Annotated in this window: 19 protein-coding genes; 9 read left to right on the plus strand and 10 right to left on the minus strand. The window is 50.6% G+C overall.

What is annotated here, in order from left to right; all coding sequences use genetic code 11:
* Positions 1–23: 23 nt before the first annotated feature.
* The 6 genes from rpmH (at position 24) to ACMYUL_RS02295 (ending at position 4394) form a co-directional block, all read left to right on the plus strand.
* Positions 24–158: a 50S ribosomal protein L34 gene (rpmH, locus tag ACMYUL_RS02270; protein ID WP_002214728.1), complete on the plus strand. Its 135-nt coding sequence runs from the start codon at positions 24–26 to the stop codon at positions 156–158.
* A 2-nt stretch (positions 159–160) separates the two neighbouring features.
* Positions 161–499 (plus strand): ribonuclease P protein component, encoded by a 339-nt coding sequence (gene rnpA, locus ACMYUL_RS02275; protein ID WP_070514073.1) that lies wholly within the window; start codon positions 161–163, stop codon positions 497–499.
* Positions 499–720, plus strand: coding sequence for a membrane protein insertion efficiency factor YidD (gene yidD / locus ACMYUL_RS02280; RefSeq protein ID WP_003741200.1), 222 nt, complete (start codon positions 499–501; stop codon positions 718–720). Before rnpA ends, yidD begins: the two co-directional genes overlap by 1 nt.
* Before the next feature lie 112 nt (positions 721–832).
* Entirely contained in the window at positions 833–2482 is a 1650-nt protein-coding gene (yidC, locus tag ACMYUL_RS02285; protein ID WP_342031172.1) for a membrane protein insertase YidC, read from the plus strand.
* Between the two features lie 326 nt (positions 2483–2808).
* A complete protein-coding gene (locus ACMYUL_RS02290) occupies positions 2809–3549 on the plus strand; it encodes an FkbM family methyltransferase (protein ID WP_415771852.1) in 741 nt (246 codons plus the stop codon).
* 38 nt (positions 3550–3587) lie between these two features.
* On the plus strand, positions 3588–4394 hold the full coding sequence (locus tag ACMYUL_RS02295; RefSeq protein ID WP_415771854.1) for an integrase core domain-containing protein: 807 nt from the start codon (positions 3588–3590) through the stop codon (positions 4392–4394).
* A gap of 237 nt (positions 4395–4631) precedes the next feature.
* On the opposite strand, the gene ACMYUL_RS02300 is transcribed toward ACMYUL_RS02295, so the two are convergent.
* The 9 genes from ACMYUL_RS02300 to ACMYUL_RS02340 form a co-directional block, all read right to left on the minus strand.
* Positions 4632–5042 carry a ClpXP protease specificity-enhancing factor gene (locus ACMYUL_RS02300; RefSeq protein WP_070514403.1) on the minus strand — a complete coding sequence of 137 codons (411 nt, stop codon included), beginning with the start codon at positions 5040–5042 and terminating at the stop codon, positions 4632–4634.
* A gap of 18 nt (positions 5043–5060) precedes the next feature.
* Complete coding sequence (locus tag ACMYUL_RS02305) at positions 5061–5666, minus strand: glutathione S-transferase N-terminal domain-containing protein (protein ID WP_415771856.1); 606 nt, start codon at positions 5664–5666, stop codon at positions 5061–5063.
* Between the two features lie 354 nt (positions 5667–6020).
* On the minus strand, positions 6021–7403 hold the full coding sequence (locus ACMYUL_RS02310; protein WP_415771858.1) for a TolC family protein: 1383 nt from the start codon (positions 7401–7403) through the stop codon (positions 6021–6023).
* 198 nt (positions 7404–7601) lie between these two features.
* Positions 7602–7907: a helix-hairpin-helix domain-containing protein gene (locus ACMYUL_RS02315; protein ID WP_070514401.1), complete on the minus strand. Its 306-nt coding sequence runs from the start codon at positions 7905–7907 to the stop codon at positions 7602–7604.
* Between the two features lie 78 nt (positions 7908–7985).
* Positions 7986–8315 carry an NADH dehydrogenase gene (locus ACMYUL_RS02320; RefSeq protein ID WP_070514400.1) on the minus strand — a complete coding sequence of 110 codons (330 nt, stop codon included), beginning with the start codon at positions 8313–8315 and terminating at the stop codon, positions 7986–7988.
* A complete protein-coding gene (locus ACMYUL_RS02325; RefSeq protein WP_415771861.1) occupies positions 8312–8686 on the minus strand; it encodes a hypothetical protein in 375 nt (124 codons plus the stop codon). Before ACMYUL_RS02325 ends, ACMYUL_RS02320 begins: the two co-directional genes overlap by 4 nt.
* Positions 8687–8782: 96 nt before the next feature.
* Positions 8783–9259 (minus strand): DUF1877 family protein, encoded by a 477-nt coding sequence (locus ACMYUL_RS02330; protein ID WP_415771863.1) that lies wholly within the window; start codon positions 9257–9259, stop codon positions 8783–8785.
* A gap of 299 nt (positions 9260–9558) precedes the next feature.
* A complete protein-coding gene (locus ACMYUL_RS02335) occupies positions 9559–11496 on the minus strand; it encodes a MacB family efflux pump subunit (protein ID WP_070514396.1) in 1938 nt (645 codons plus the stop codon).
* A 95-nt stretch (positions 11497–11591) separates the two neighbouring features.
* Positions 11592–12770 (minus strand): MacA family efflux pump subunit, encoded by a 1179-nt coding sequence (locus tag ACMYUL_RS02340; RefSeq protein ID WP_070514395.1) that lies wholly within the window; start codon positions 12768–12770, stop codon positions 11592–11594.
* Positions 12771–13135: 365 nt separating this feature from the next.
* Between ACMYUL_RS02340 and ACMYUL_RS02345 the strand changes: the two genes are divergently transcribed.
* The 3 genes from ACMYUL_RS02345 to ACMYUL_RS02355 all read left to right on the plus strand — a co-directional run bounded on the left by ACMYUL_RS02345 (position 13136) and on the right by ACMYUL_RS02355 (position 14783).
* A complete protein-coding gene (locus ACMYUL_RS02345) occupies positions 13136–13597 on the plus strand; it encodes a type IV pilin protein (RefSeq protein WP_070514394.1) in 462 nt (153 codons plus the stop codon).
* A gap of 173 nt (positions 13598–13770) precedes the next feature.
* Positions 13771–14235 carry an SRPBCC family protein gene (locus ACMYUL_RS02350; protein ID WP_070514393.1) on the plus strand — a complete coding sequence of 155 codons (465 nt, stop codon included), beginning with the start codon at positions 13771–13773 and terminating at the stop codon, positions 14233–14235.
* An 89-nt stretch (positions 14236–14324) separates the two neighbouring features.
* Positions 14325–14783 carry a pyruvate kinase gene (locus ACMYUL_RS02355; protein ID WP_070514392.1) on the plus strand — a complete coding sequence of 153 codons (459 nt, stop codon included), beginning with the start codon at positions 14325–14327 and terminating at the stop codon, positions 14781–14783.
* Between the two features lie 100 nt (positions 14784–14883).
* Here the strand turns inward: ACMYUL_RS02355 and pheA are convergent, their stop codons facing one another.
* Positions 14884–15972, minus strand: a complete 1089-nt coding sequence (gene pheA, locus ACMYUL_RS02360) for a prephenate dehydratase (RefSeq protein WP_070514391.1) — start codon at positions 15970–15972, stop codon at positions 14884–14886.
* Positions 15973–16335 lie beyond the last annotated feature (363 nt).

A 16335-nucleotide genomic window follows, 5' to 3' on the forward strand; every position in this document is an offset into this window, starting at 1 on the left:
CTACCGATTTTTTAGGAAACATCATGAAACGCACTTATCAACCTTCCGTTACCAAACGCAAACGCACCCACGGCTTCCTGGTTCGCTCCAAAACCCGCGGTGGTCGCGCAGTATTGGCAGCCCGTCGCGCCAAAGGCCGCAAACGCTTGGCAGTGTAATTTTGGACTACCGCTTCGGAAAGCAGTACCGCTTATTAAAAACGGATGATTTTTCATCCGTTTTTGCGTTCAAAAACCGGCGCAGCCGCGATTTGCTGCAAGTCTCCCAATCTGCCGACAACGGATTGAACCATCCGCGGCTCGGCTTGGTCGTCAGCAAAAAAACAGCGAAACGCGCACATGAGCGCAACTATATGAAGCGCGTCATCCGCGACTGGTTCAGACTGAACAAAAACAGCCTGCCACCACATGATTTCGTCGTACGCGTCCGTCTGGCATTCAATCGGCAAAACGCTGCCGAAGCCCGAAACCAATTGGCGCAACTCATGTGCAAACGCTGATGAACACCCTGTTGTCCAAATTCATCCTCGCGCTGATCCGTTTTTACCAATACGCTATCAGCCCGCTGATACCGCCGCGCTGCCGCTATACCCCGACCTGTTCGCAATATGCGGTCGAGGCAGTCAAAAAATACGGCGCATTCAAAGGCGGCTGGCTTGCCGTCAAACGCATCGCCCGCTGCCACCCTTTCGGCGGACACGGACACGACCCCGTCCCGTAATCCAAATCATTCGGATAACTTGATTTCCTTTAATTTCCCGTCGGTTTCTATATAATGCCGTCTGAAGCAGTTTTCATCTCCATTACATACCCGTCAATTCCAGGAATCTCTTATGGATTTTAAAAGACTAGTGGCATTTTTTGCCATCTCGCTGGCAATCTTTGCCGGCTGGGAACATTTCTTCCCCAGCCCCAAACCCGATCCGGCACAACAAGCCGCGCAGCAACAGCAACAGCAGCAAACCGCCGCAACCGCTGCCGCTGAAGCCGCACTCGCCCCCGCAACGCCGATTACCGTAACGACCGACACGGTCAAAGCCGTCATCGACGAAAAAAGCGGCGACCTGCGTCAAATGACCCTGCTCAAATACAAAGCAAATGGCGACGAAAACAAAGCATTCACCCTGTTTAACGACAGTAAAGAATACACCTACGTTGCCCAGTCCGAGCTTTTGGATGCACAAGGCAACAACATCCTCAAAGGCGTCAACTTTACCGCAGCGCAAAAAGAATACGGCCTCAACGGCGACAAAGTCGAAGTCCGCCTGAGCGCGCCTGAAACAAACGGACTGAAAATCGACAAAGTCTATACTTTCACCAAAGACAGTTACCTCGTCAACGTCCGTTTCGACATCACCAACACCAGCGGCAAGCCCGCCAACCTGAGCGCGGACTACCGCATCGTACGCGACCACAGCGAACCTGAAGGTCAAGGCTACTTTACCCGCTCTTTCGTCGGCCCCGTCGTTTACACTCCTGAAGACAAATTCCAAAAAGTCAGCTTCTCCGACTTGGACGACGATGCCAAATCAGGCAAAAACGAAGCCGAATACGCCCGCAAAACCCAAACCGGCTGGCTCGGCATGATTGAACACCACTTCATGTCCACCTGGATCCTCCAACCCAAAGGCGGACAAAGCGTTTGCGCCGCAGGCGACTGCCGTATCGACATCAAACGCCGCAACGACAACCTGTACAGCACCAGCGTCAGCGTTCCCCTTGCCGCTATCCAAAACGGTGCGAAATCTGAAGCCTCCATCAACCTCTACGCCGGCCCGCAGACCACATCCGTTATCGCCAATATCGCTGACAACCTGCAACTGGCAAAAGACTACGGCAAAGTACACTGGTTCGCCTCCCCCCTCTTCTGGCTCCTGAACCAACTGCACAACATTATCGGCAACTGGGGCTGGGCAATCGTCGTTTTGACCATCATCGTCAAAGCCGTACTCTACCCGCTGACCAACGCATCCTACCGCTCGATGGCAAAAATGCGCGCCGCCGCGCCCAAACTGCAAGCCATCAAAGAAAAATACGGCGACGACCGTATGGCGCAACAGCAAGCCATGATGCAGCTTTACAAAGACGAAAAAATCAACCCGCTGGGCGGCTGTCTGCCCATGCTGTTGCAAATCCCCGTCTTCATCGGCTTGTACTGGGCATTGTTCGCCTCCGTAGAATTGCGTCAGGCACCTTGGCTGGGCTGGATTACCGACCTTAGCCGCTCCGACCCCTACTACATCCTGCCCGTGATTATGGCGGTAACGATGTTTGCCCAAACATTCCTCAACCCGCCGCCGACCGACCCGATGCAGGCAAAAATGATGAAAGTCATGCCGCTGGTTTTCTCAGCCATGTTCTTCTTCTTCCCCGCCGGTCTGGTATTGTACTGGGTAGTCAACAACCTCCTGACCATCGCCCAACAATGGCACATCAACCGCAGCATCGACAAACAACGCGCCCAAGGCGAAGTGGTTTCCTAACAGCGGTTTGACACACTAAAAAGGTCGTCTGAAAACTTAATTTCAGACGACCTTTTCTATTAGAATACCGATGGTTTGTCGGCTTCGACTTAACTCGACTACACTGTCAGGCTTGATTCGATAGGCAAAATTTAAACCCCGGCGGAGCAGCCTGATACACGCATTAAGAAAATATAGTGGATTAACTTTAAACCAGTACGGCGTTACCTCGCCTTGCCGTACTATCTGTACTGTCTGCGGCTTCGTCGCTTTGTCCTGATTTGAATTTAATCCACTATAATTTTCAAAGTATCAAATCAATCCATTATTTTTTAAAGGGCATCATCATGCGGACGTCTTTACATATGCTCAAAAGAGGCATGTTTAACTTAATCGAAGGCGACTTCATCAGCCGATACGCGCAGGCTTATGGCGAATGGTCGGATTTGGAAGTCCGTTTTCTTCTAAACAATCTTCGTGCCGACAGCAATGTCGTCGAAGTCGGCTCAAATATTGGTATGTACGCAATTCCCATCGCCCGACATATCGAGCGCGGCAAACTATTCTGTTTCGAGCCGCAGCGGGTGATTTTCCAAACTCTGTGTGCCAATATATCACTCAACAGTCTGACCAATGTTTACGCCTATCAAAAAGGCGTGGGCGATGAAAACGCTTGGCTGGAGATTCCCTCTTCAGATTATGAAACAGAGTGGAATTACGGTAGTTTTTCTTTGGACAAGGGTTTTGACACCGAATCCAGCTTTGACGGTATCCGCTACAACGAAACCATACGCCTTACTGCATTAGACCGACATCCCGAGCTTCAAAAACTCAATGCTCTGGATTTGCTGAAAATCGATGCGGAAGGCTTTGAAAGCCATGTACTCAACGGCGCAAAACGCCTGATTGAACAGCATAAACCAATCATTTTTGCAGAGGCTCAGCCTGACAACTGCCTCGATTTAATCCGCCATTTTGAGCGTATGGATTATCGTTGCTATTGGTTTGCTTCCCACCGCTATCAGGAAGACAACTTCTTCCGCCGCCCCGAAAGCCTATCGGGCGTAGATCTCAATTGTAGAAACTAGTAGCGTTGTTTACAGTATTTCCAGGAGAATACTGAAACATGAACATGCACAAAAACACCCGTCTCACCCCGCACCACCGCCAAGCCATTTGGCTGGCCTACACGCAGGGGAAGGAAAGCGTCACCTCCCTAGCACGCCGCTACCAAGTCAGCCGCGTCACCATTTACCGCGCACTTAAAGCCGCAAGAGGCAGACTGCTCAAACCCCAAACCAGTACCAACAACCGTTTCAAACAGGCAAAGTACGGAATGAAACGCCTGGCCAAGGTAGAACGCGGCATTCAGGAAAAACTCAAAAGGCAGGCCAAACGCTACAATAAATCCTACCCCGGAGAGCTGGTACATCTCGATACCAAACGGCTGCCGCTGCTCAAAGGGCAGAAAGCTACCGATAAGCGGGATTACCTGTTTGTCGCCATTGACGACTTCTCAAGGGAGCTATACGCCGCCATTTTGCCGGACAAAACCGCAGACAGTGCCGTCAAGTTTCTGACCGAACACCTGATTGATCCCTGTCCATACCTGATTGAGTGCGTTTACTCCGACAACGGTACGGAATATAAAGGCTCGGCTAACCATGCTTTCGGTGTAGCCTGTTATGAGAACGGGATTGGTCAAAAGTTTACCCGGGTTGCCCGTCCGCAGACCAACGGTAAGGCGGAACGGGTTATCCGCACCCTGATGGAGATGTGGCATGAGAAACAGTTGTTTGACAGTCCGGAACACCGGCGAAAGGAGTTGTGCCGCTTTGTTAATTTCTATAACACTGTGAAGCCGCACCGCAGTTTGAACGGCGATACGCCGTTTGAGGTCTTGCAGGCTTATTTTTCTCAATCTGTGGTGTAAACAACGCAACGTTTTCCTACATCTCAATCTTGCCTGTTTTCACCACGATGCAGCTCCCAGTCTGCCCGAAAAGCTATCCGCCTCTGTGGACAGCAATTTGGATTTTATTCCCTTAGTTACCCGAGAAATGCTTGAACGATGAGACAAGCGGATCAGGATTGGCAATAGCTTTGATTCGCCTCATTCAAAAAGGTCGTCTGAAACCACAAGTTTCAGACGACCTTTTACATTTCCAACCTATTTCACAAACTTCAGCACCTTGCCGGATTTTGCCGGCGCATCGGTTTCTTGTTTGCTTTCAGTTTCCTGTTCCAGTTGTTCTTTATCGGAAGGCTCATAGGGTTCGACTTCAAATCCCATGCCTTCGCCGCTTTCTCGGGCAAACAGGCTGACAACGTGTCCGACCGGAATCCAAATATCGTGCGCCACGCCGCCAAAGCGGGCTGAAAAGCTGATCCAATCGTTGTCGATGTTCAGATTATGGCTGGCAGTCGGTCCGATATTGAGGACAATCTCGTTTTCGCGAACATACTGCATGGGGACGCGGGTATGTTCGTTTACCCATGCGACAATATGCGGCGTTTGATTGTTGTCCGTACACCATTCGTACAAAGCGCGAATCAGATAAGGCTTGGTAGATGTCGTCATGATGAATCCTTTCGGCCTTTAACGGCGCATGGCCTTCTCAGCAGGGGTCATGGCTTCGATAAAGGCTTCGCGTTGGAAGATACGTTCGGCGTATTTCAGCAATGACGCGGCAGATTTGCCGAGTTTGATGTCGTAATGGTCGAGGCGCCACAACAACGGAGACAGCGCCACGTCAATCATTGAGAAATCATCGCCGAGAATGTATTTGTTTTTGGTGAACGCAGGCGCGAGCATGGTCAGACCGTTGCCGATGGCTTCGCGCGCTTTCGCCATTTCTTTATTGGTGGAATTCGGGTTTTCCAATACATGCACCAAGCTGAACAGCTCTTTCTCCATGCGGAACAAAACCAATCGTCCGCGGCCGCGCATCACGGGGTCGCCGGGCATCAGTTGCGGATGAGGGAAACGTTCGTCTATGTATTCATTGATGATATTGGATTCATAGAGGATCAAATCACGCTCAACCAAAACGGGGACTTGGTTATACGGATTCATTACGGCAAGATCTTCGGGCTTATTGAAAATATCAACGTCTTTGATTTCAAAATCCATGCCTTTTTCGTACAGGACGAAGCGACAGCGTTGGCTGAACGGGCATGTAATGCCTGAATATAATATCATCATGGTATTGGGCTCCTATAAGCATCCCAGACAATCCACTGCCTGAAATTGCAGAATAAAACAATCGCAAAATTATACGCGATTGCATCCAACAATTCCACAAAAAGCACATATCCTTTTGTTTATCAAGCTATTTTCAATAAAATTCAAATTTCTAAAAAACGATATCCAAACTCAAATTTTTTGCTTTTCCGAGGCGTTTCGATTTTTACAGCAAATTTAAACCGCAACGGGACATTACCGACGTCTTTACTGCACAAACGAAAAAATCGGCGGCTTGTTTCCGACAAGCCGTCAAAAAGGTCGTCTGAAAACCGCTTTTTTTCAGTTTTCAGACGACCTCTTGAGCCGACCGCCCTACTTCGGCGTATAACGACCCACCATCGCTTTATACACCATGTTTTCGTATTTCAGCGTCTCGTACCGCTGGTTCAGCACGTTTTGGGCGGAGCCGTATTCCGTACTCAACGCTTCCAGCCAGTATTTCAGCTCGTTTTTACCGTGTTGGTAGCGCACTTGGTAGTAGCGGCTGTTTTTCTTGTCCAAGGCGTAACGCTGCTCTTGGTTGTTAAGCGCGGCTTGGGCGTTTTGGTAGGCGAGATAGTTGGTGTTGACTTCGTTCAGCGCGGTGGTCAGAGCTTTTTCAAAATCGAGTTTGGCGCTGTCGAAATTGGCTTGGGCGGTTTTGTCTTTCCACTTCATGGTCTGCCAGTTGAGGAACGGCAGGTTGATGGTGGCGGAGCCGCCCAGCAGCGGGATATTAAACGCGCTTTTGGCTTTTTCAGACGACGTGCTCAAGCTCGCGCCCAATGTAATCGAGGGATACCAACTGCGTTTTTGCGCTTTGACGGACTGGAGCGAGGATTGCAGGCGGTATTCGGCGGCGCGCAGGTCGGGGCGGTTCGCCAACACGGTAATCGGTACGTCGAGGTTCACGCCTTTGACGGGCAGCAGTCGGTATTGCGCGGGGTCGGCGGCGATGGCTTCGTTCGGTTTGAGGTTGAGCAGGTTGCGTAAAACCTGTTTTTGCGTGTCGAGGCTGTTTTTCAGGGAAATCAGGTTGTTTTGCGCGCTCAACAGCGATTGTTTCGCCTGCGTCGGCTGGCTGGAATCGGCTCTGCCGTAGCGGAACTTGGCATCGGCAATGCGGTTGATTTCCTGATATTGTTTGAGGGATTTTTGTGCCAATTCGATGGCTTCGTTGAGATAGGCGATATTGAAATAGGCGTCGGCGACATTGTTGATCAAAGTCAGGCGCGTGTTCGCCATATCCTGCCGCGTGGCTTGGTATTCCCAGACTTGCGCGTCGGCGGTGGCACTGAGTTTGCGCCACAAATCCAATTCGTAGCTCAAGCCGAGCTGGCTGCTGAAGGTGTTGCCGTGGCTGCCGGTTTTCAGGTTTTTGGATGTGGACGCACTCAACGAGCCGCTGAACGACGGCACCAAATCCGCCCCCAAAATATTCGCCTGATACAGGGCTTTATTGACGCTGATGGCCGCCTGTTTCAAATCGATATTGTTTTCCAAAGCCTGCGCCATCAGAGCGTTGAGCTGCCGGCTTTGGTAGATTTCCCACCAGTTGCCGTTCACGTCGTAGCGTTCGGCGGTTTCCGCCGCGCTCATGACCTGCCCCGTCGATTCGAGTGTGAGGTTTTGGTCGGTGCTGTGGACGGCGCACGCGCTTAAGGCTAGGGCGAGCGACAGGGATAATGCCGTCTGAAAAAAAGGTTTTTTCTGCATGTTGTGTCTTTCGGTTTAAATTTTCAGACGGCATGGAGGGTTGGTTGGGATGTCGTCTGAACAATATTGGAAGTGCCATTTGCCGTCATTCCCGCGCAGGCGGGAATCTAGAGGTTTGAAATTGCAGCATCCCAAAATATTCTTTAAATGCCTAGGTCTGAATTCCCGCCTGCGCGGGAATGACAGGCATGGGTATTTTTATTTGAATCCACTATGTTTATCGGCTAAAAACGCTTTTCGCTGTTCCGTAAAATGCCACCACGGCTTCGGTTCGTTCCCCTGCATAAAATCAACCAGCGACAGAAAAATATCAATCATGCAGGGATCGTGTCGGGTTGCGGTCAGGCTGCACAGGCGGTCGTACATTTCGTAAGCGTCCTGCCCCGCCAAATCCTGCGGCTGCGTGATGCCGAGCAAAACCAAATCCTCCGCCACGGCTTTGCCGACATTGGGCAGGTCGGTCAGTGTGTTCAGCTTGCTTCGTCGTACTTTGTCGGGACTCATGTTTTAGCCTTTGGTTTGGAGGTCGTCTGAAAACCTGCAACCGGATGTATGAACTTGTTTTCGTGGGCGAAGCCCACGCTACTTCACGCTCTTCCGCCTTAAATGCGCCATTGCCGTCGAACGTATTTCATACAAAGCCGAAGTGGTCTTTTCAAATTCATCAGACAAGCCGTGTTCGTGGGCGGAGAACGGCGGGGAGTCATTCCAAGAACCCATGCCGCCGAAAACGTGGCTTTGTTCGCAGGCAAGCCGCAACCGTTCTTCAAAAGGCATGGATTCGTTTTCGAGCGTCCGCGCCGCCTTATCAAAAAAAGCCCTTTTCCAATGCAGTTCGCCAATGGCTTCCGCAAGGGTGGAAATATCGGTTAAAGCCTGATGGAAACGGCGCACCAGTTCTTGCTCAGTCATTTGACTTGTTCTAAGTTCTTCAAACAATTTTTCAGAAGACGTTTTAACTGTTTGGCAGTTTGCGGATGCATCGGCTCTTGCAGTTTACGCTCCAACCGATCGGCTTCGTGTTCGAGTTCATGCTTATATCTGACTCTGGAGCGTTGCTGTCTCTCCAATATTTGCAACTGTTGCCGCCACAAATCCTGCTGCAATTTCTGCCATTCTTTGGTTTTATGCTTCGACGGAAGCGGAATTCTATCGGACAGCTCCACACATGGTTTGGCACACTGCGAACAACGGGGCGAACTGCTGTCTTGGGGGCGGAAATAGCGTTTCGGACGGCGCACGGCGGTGCGGCAGGAAAAACAAACGTAATTCGTATTACTCATTTCAATAAAATTCAATTAAATCAATTATTCATATGCCTTTCGCCGTTGAATCCGTTTTTCAGACGACCTCTTCCCATTCAAAAAGGTCGTCTGAAATCATGAAATCCTGACCACGACGCCGCAATGCTGTTCGGCGGCGGCTTGGTAGAACGCGGCGAGTTCTTGAAACCGCTGCGCCAATTCTGCGCGGGTTTCGGCAAAGGCTTTTTCGTCGCCCCAAATATCGGGGTAGATTTGGTTGTTTTGAAAATCTGCGGCGGTTTTGCCGTCGAGCAGCGCGGCGAAGTCGGTTTGCTTCAGGGCTTGGGCTATTTCGGCGGTTTCGGTATCGCCAATCCAGCCGATGTGTTCACCCGCTTCTTCGTCCTGCCGCAGGGTGTTGCCAATCATGGCTTTGCTCAACGGGTTTGCCGCGTCGGCATCGTCCGAGCCTTTGCCGGTCAGGACGAAATGCAGCGCGTCCCAGAGTTTGCCTGCGCTGCATTCGGCTACGGCGGCAGGCGTGCCGGCGGAGGCTTTGATTTGTTCGATGCCGCTTTGCGGATGGGCTGTGTATGTTGCGTAAACGTCCATAGGTTTCCTTGTATTGAAGGCTTGAGATGCCTGTTTCGGGAGGGGTCGTCTGAAATATAGTGGATTAACTTTAAACCAGTACGGCGTTGCCTCGCCTTAGCTCAAAGAGAACGATTCTCTAAGGTGCTGAAGCACCAAGTGAATCGGTTCCGTACTATCTGTACTGTCTGCGGCTTCGTCGCCTTGTCCTGATTTAAAGTTAATTCACTATAAATTTAATCCACTATATATTCATTGTGATGACAATAGCCAAACTGTATTTTCAGACGACCTTTTGGGTTTGGAGGTCGTTTGAAACTTTAATCCTTAGACAAGGCATCAATCGGGTTGAGTTTGGAGGCTTTGTTGGCGGGCATAAAACCGAACGCTACGCCGATAGCCGTCGAACAGACAACCGCGCCGATGACGGAACCGATGGAAATTTCCATCGGAAATTCGGTGACGAAATGGTTGAACACAAGGCTGATGAGCGTGGACAGCCCTACTCCGACCAAGCCGCCGATAATACAGATTAAGACCGCTTCGATCAGGAATTGTTGCAGGATGTTGTTGCGCCGCGCGCCAATCGCCATGCGCACGCCGATTTCTTTGGTGCGTTCGGTTACGGACACCAGCATGATGTTCATCACGCCGATGCCGCCGACCACCAACGAAATCAAGGCGATGGAGGAAATCAGCAGCTTCATCGTGCCGGTGGTACTTTCAACCATTTGCTTGATGCTGTCGCTGTTGTTCATGAAAAAGTCTTCCGTACCATGCCGCGTTTTGAGCAGCTCGGTCAGTCCTTTTTCGGCGACTTGGGTGTTGGCGTCGTCTTTGATCTTGACGGTAATCGAGTTGGTGTGGCTCTCGCCGGTAATTTGGTGCATCACGGTCGTATAGGGCGACCAAAGCATCAATACGTCGGCGTTGCCAAAGGAGTTTTCCTCTTTTTGCATCACACCAATAACGGTCAGCGGGCGTTTGTTGAAGAGGACGGTTTTGCCCAAGGGATTGACGTCTGTGCCAAAGAGTTTTTCTTTGGTGTTTTGGTCGATCACGACAACTTGCGCGTCTTCTTTGACATCGCTCTCGTCAAACAGGCGGCCTGATTCCAGCTTCAGCCCGAGCACGTCGAAATATTGTTCGCCCACGCCGTAAAGCGAGGCGGACAAGTCAGTATTGCGGTAGGTCAGCGTGCCGCCGGAGGTGGTCTGCGGCGTGGCGGAAGCGACGTAGCTTTGTTTGGCGATAACTTTTGCGTCGTCAATGGTGAGGGTTTTAATCCTGCCGCTGCGCCTGTCGCCGAAACCGCGTCCGGGGAAAATACTGATGGTGTTCGTCCCCATCGCGCTGATGTCTGCGAGGATTTTTTTCTCGGAGCCGTTGCCCAAAGCGACGACGGACACGACCGAGGCAATGCCGATGATGATGCCGAGCATGGTGAGGAGCGAACGCATTTTGTGCGCCATAATCGCCTGCACCGACATTTTGAAGGCTTCGACGAATTGGTCGTAATAAAACAGCCACGAAGATTTTTCTTTGATGCGTTCTATTTTGCTTTCGGGGATTTCGGGATTTTTTGAACTGTCGGAGATGATTTCGCCGTCGCGGATTTCGATGATGCGGTTGGCGATGGCGGCGATACCGGGGTCGTGCGTCACCATAATCACGGTATGCCCTTCCTTATGCAGCTTTTGGATGATTTCAATCACGTTTTTGCCGCTGGCGGTATCGAGCGCGCCGGTCGGTTCGTCGGCGAAGATGATTTCGCCGCCGTTCATCAGGGCGCGGGCGATGGAGACGCGCTGTTGCTGACCGCCGGAAAGTTCGCTGGGTTTGTTGCCTTCCTTGCCTTCCAAACCCAAGTCCTGCAACAGTTTTTCCGCACGATTAGAACGCTCTTTGCCGCCCATGCCCATATACACGGCAGGCAGGGCGACGTTGTCCCGCGCCGTCAGCGAACCCAAAAGGTTGTAGCGTTGGAAAATAAAGCCGAAACGTTCGCGCCGCAATGCTGCCAGTTCGTCCGGCTCCATTTTGGCGGTTTCGATGCCGTCGATTTGATACGAACCCGAAGTCGCGCTATCCAAACAGCCGAGGATGTTCATCAGCGTGGATTTGCCCGAACCGGACTGCCCGATGATGGCGACGAAATCGCCCTTCTCTATCGACAGGCTGACATCTTTCAAAACATGAACGCGGTTCGCGCCGCTGCCGAAGTAGCGGTTGATGTTTTTACATTCGATTAAGCTCATAAGTGTTTCCGACCGATAATGATGTATGGAGTGGAAAGGTCGTCTGAAAGGGGATTCTGCTCAGAAACAAAACTTTCAGACGACCTGTTGCCTATTTATCTCGGCGGACCCTGCATGGCGCGTTGCGCCGCTTCAGCCTGCTCCGCCGCGCTCATTTCCGACATCACCACCTTGTCGCCTTCTTTCAAACCGCTTTTCACTTCGGTATTCATACTGTCTTTCAGACCGACCGTAATCTCGCGTTCCGAAGCTTTACCGTCCGCGCCCAAAACGCTGACAAACGATTTGCCGTCGTGTTTTTTAATCGTCAGCGTCGGCACGAGCAAAACGTTTTTCACGCCGTTGATTTCAATCGTGTTCTGCGTCGTCATCCCGATAGAAAGTTTGCCGTCGGGATTAGGCACCAAAGCGCGGGCGTAATAGTAAATCGCATTAGAAGTCGTGTCCGTGCTGGTGGTGTAGCTGCCCAGCGACATCGTGGTCAAGCCCGGGTCGACGCTGTCGAGCTTCGCCTTAATCGGCGTATCCGGTTCGGACAAAATCGTAAACGAAATGTCCTGCCCCGCTTTGACCTTGGTAATATCGCCTTCGGCAATCTGCATTTTGTTCAACATCGTATCCAGATTCGCCAACTGGATAATCGTCGGCGTGGATTGCACCGCATTCACCGTCTGCCCTTCTTCCACCGGAATCGCCACCACCGTACCGTCCATCGTCGCAGTAATGCGGGTATAGCCCAATTCCGATTCGGCGGTATTGATGGAAATTTTGGTTTGCCTGATAGAAGCCTTCAACTCGGCAACGTTTGCCTTAGCCGCAGCCAACGCATCCTGCGCACTTTCCAAATCCTCTTTGGACGTCGCGTTTTCCTTCCACAAGGCCGCCTCGCGCTTGTATTTCTTCTCCGCGCTGTTCAGCGCGATTTCGGCGGAAACCAACTTCGCCTGATACGTTTCCAGCTTGGATTTTTCCGTATTCAGCGTGTTCACCTGAGTGGTCGAATTGATTTCCGCAATCAAATCGCCCTTTTTAACCTGCTGTCCGAGCTTGACGTACAGCTTCTTAATCTGCCCCGAAGCCTGCGCGCCCACCGACACCAAGTTCGACGGCGAAATCTCGCCCGTAGCGGATACCGTCTGGCTGATGTCGCCGCGTTTGACCGTTTCCGTGATGTAAGAAGTTTGAGGTTCGGGCTGGAAATAAGACCACGCAGCAAACCCAAGCACCGCAGCAACCGTTATTCCGACCGTCCATTTATTAATAATTTTTGCCATAACTGACTTTCTGATTCATCCATTTCATCTGTTCAATCCGGCACCCGATTCATGTCGCATAATCCCAACACTTATCCGCCGAAAACGCTGAAAACGGACAAATTTTACTGTAAACATCCACCCCAGCCAAGACAATAACCAACCAAACTAAAATCCAACTTATTGTTTTAAATAAAAATAATCAAAACCCTTTTCCAGAATATTTCAACGTATTTACATATTTTCCCAATCTCAATATTTATCCAAACATTCAAAACAAGAGAAAAGAACTATAATTCAACATCTATCGAATACCACAACAGCCTCTCCCCTGAACCTTTCAGACGACCCGGCATGATAAATATAACAACACAATGACACTTACTATGAAAAACAAATCACAAGGTTTTACTCTCCCCGAGCTACTCGTTGTCGTCCTAATCATCGCGATTTTAGCGACGATCGGCTATCCCTCTTACCAACGCTACGTCCGCAAAACACGCTTGGAAAGCGTCCGCTCCGAGCTGCTGATCAACGCCCAAAACCTCGAGCGTTACTATGCCCAGCATGTGACCGTAAAAGCCGAAGCAGGCAATCCCTCGTTGCCTCCTTTGGTTCAAAACCAATATTTCAATATCTCCATCTTCAACTTCGAAGGCCCGGACGACAACGATAAAAAAATCGTAAACTCCGCCTCCTCAAGATACATCCTCGAAGCCAAACCCACAGACGAATACAAGTCCACCGAGACCTGCTCCGTTTACCTCAACAGCGACGGCATCTTCTGGGCAAGCAATTCCAAAAATAATGAAGACTGCCCGGGCTTCGAACCCATCAGCCAAGAATAATTTGAACCTGTCGCCGCGATTCATCATAAAGGTCGTCTGAAAATTTTCAGACGACCTTTATTTATCCCTTTATCTATACAAAACCAACCCACGTCGTTCAATGCCATTATGAACTGATACCAACTGCACCACTCTTATCAATATCCCCATCTTTACCCACAACGGTCAATATCATGCTGACTTACACCCGCAGCGTCTGGCTGGATGCGCCGCTCGAACCGATATTCCGCTACTGCACTTCCCGACATGGATTTGCCCGTCAGTTTCCGTTTGACGTGCAATGGCTGTCTGAAAAGGAATACTGGGCGCGGGGAGATATTTTGGATTTCAGATACAGAGTTTGCGGGATTTGGTTGCGGCATCGTGCCGAAGTCATTTCGCTTGAACCGAACCAATCGTTTACTGACTTAATGTTAAAAGGGATTTACCGCGCCTTCCGCCATACGCATGAATTCAAATCTTCCGGTGGGCGTACTTGTGTAACGGATACGGTGGAATTTACTTTCGGGCTGGGAAAAACGGTTGACTGGCTAATCGGATTACCAACTTTGCGTCGGACATTTGAAAAACGCCACCGTTTATTGAAAGAGTGGGCTGACCAATGGAATGGTCATGTTGAAGGAAATGTTGCAAATTGAAGGTGTAACGGCTTTCAGACGACCTTTCACACGGATTAAAAAGTCGTTTATACTGCCAAACTCTTTATCCGCAACTAAGGGAATAAACAATGACCGTAAACAATTATTGGCATATGCAGATGCATCCAACAGACGAATTGGAAAAATTCAGCGGCTATATCGACTGGATTTTGGAACACCGAGGCTTTATCGGTATGGGAGAGTGGGAAGGTGGTCGTGAGACGATTAGTACATTTATCAACGAAATGACGGTAAACGACATCGTCGCCATCAAACGCGGCAGTAAATTGGTTGCATTGGTTCAAATCATCGGCGGCGCATATTTCGTACCACGCGAAAGCGATGAAGATGAGCGTACCAAATGGATAGAAAACCGCCGTCCCGTCCGTATATTGGATTGGGCAATCAATGGCGAAACCCTGCCTCAACCGATGGGTACATTAAACCGCTGCGCCAACGATGAGGTAAAAACCACACAGATTATCAAAGACTGGCATGAGCGTGTAAAAGCATCCTTTAAAAAGCGCGGCATCCATACCGAAGTCTGATTAATTCTGAAAAAATGTGTTCAATATTTCAGACGACCCTTGTCTAGTGAAAAAAACAGGTCGTCTGAATGTTCAGACGACCTTCTTCATTCCTACTACATTACAAAACGGCTGCCGGATAGGAACCGATGACTTTGACAAACGATGCGCGTTCGCTCAAAAGCCGCAGTGCGTTTTGGACTTTTTCGTCGTTTTGATGTCCTTCGATGTCGATGAAGAACAGGTATTCCCACAGCGCGGATTTGCTCGGGCGGCTTTCGAACTTGGTCATTGAAATGCCCGATTCGGTAAACGGCTGCAACAGCGCGGCGACGGCGCCGGCGCGGTTGGGCGCGGAGACTGCCAGCGAGGTTTTGTCGTTGCCGCTGCTGCCGGTATCTTGATGCCCCATAACCAAGAAACGCGTGGTGTTGTTCGGTTCGTCTTCGATACATTCGGCGACATAGTTCAAATGATAAATATCCGCTGCGGTACGCCCCGCGATGGCGGCGATAGTGGAGTCGTCTGATTCTGCCACCAGTCTTGCCGCCTCTCCGTTGCTGGAAACGGCGATGCGTTCGGCATTGGGCAGGTTGCGTCCGAGCCAGTCGTTGCATTGCGCAAGCGCTTGGGCGTGGGCGAAGACTTTTGTGATGCCGCCCAATTCATGCGTACCTTTACGCAAGAGGTTGTGATGGATGCGGACAATGACTTCGCCGCAGGCTTTCAATGCAGTTACCGCCAGCAAATCCAAAGTGCGTCCGACCGAACCTTCGGTCGAGTTTTCAACCGGCGCGACCAAATAATCCGCCTGCCGCGTTTCGACTTGGCGAAAACATTGGTCTATGGTCTGAAATGCGGCGGTATGGGCGGCATGGCCGAAATGTTTGATGGCTGCCTGTTGGGTAAACGTTCCCTGCGGACCGAGGTAGGCAATCGTCAGCGGACGCTCCAACGCCAAGCATTCGCTCATCACTTCGCGAAACAGTCTTGCGATGGACTCGTCAGGCAGCGGGCCTTCGTTCAAACTCTGAATCCGCCTCAATACCGCTACTTCGCGCTCGGGACGGTACACCGCGCCCGTTCCTTTCAATTCGCCGATGGCGTGCGCATGGCCTGCGCGCTCGTTCAACAGGCGCAAAATCTCGGCATCGATTTCATCGATGGCATTGCGGTGCGGCAAAAGCTGTTCGTCAATGGATAAGGACATATCGACAAGCCCCTTGTGATTCATTCATAAAATACAAGCAATCATTCTAACATCAAACAGGTCGTCTGAAAGCCCGAATACGTTTTCAGACGACCTGTTTTAGAATCACTCCGTCCTTTCTCGAACGCAGCCTTTACCGGCATTATTTTGCCGTCCGTTTGACGCGTATCCGGCGTATATTTTGGGGATTTGGTACAGGGGTCGTCTGAAAATGTAAAGACAGCGTCCCTGCAATGCAAAAAAGCGCAAAAGCATAGGAAAACAAGCTATCAAAAAACTCAAAATGCGTGTTAAGATTAGCCATCACTATCCGCCGCACCCGTTTATTTCGGGTTTGCGCAGCGCATACAATCACGAAAAGGA

The sequence above is a fragment of the Neisseria sp. CP9 genome, assembly GCF_047758525.1.
GTDB lineage: Bacteria > Pseudomonadota > Gammaproteobacteria > Burkholderiales > Neisseriaceae > Neisseria.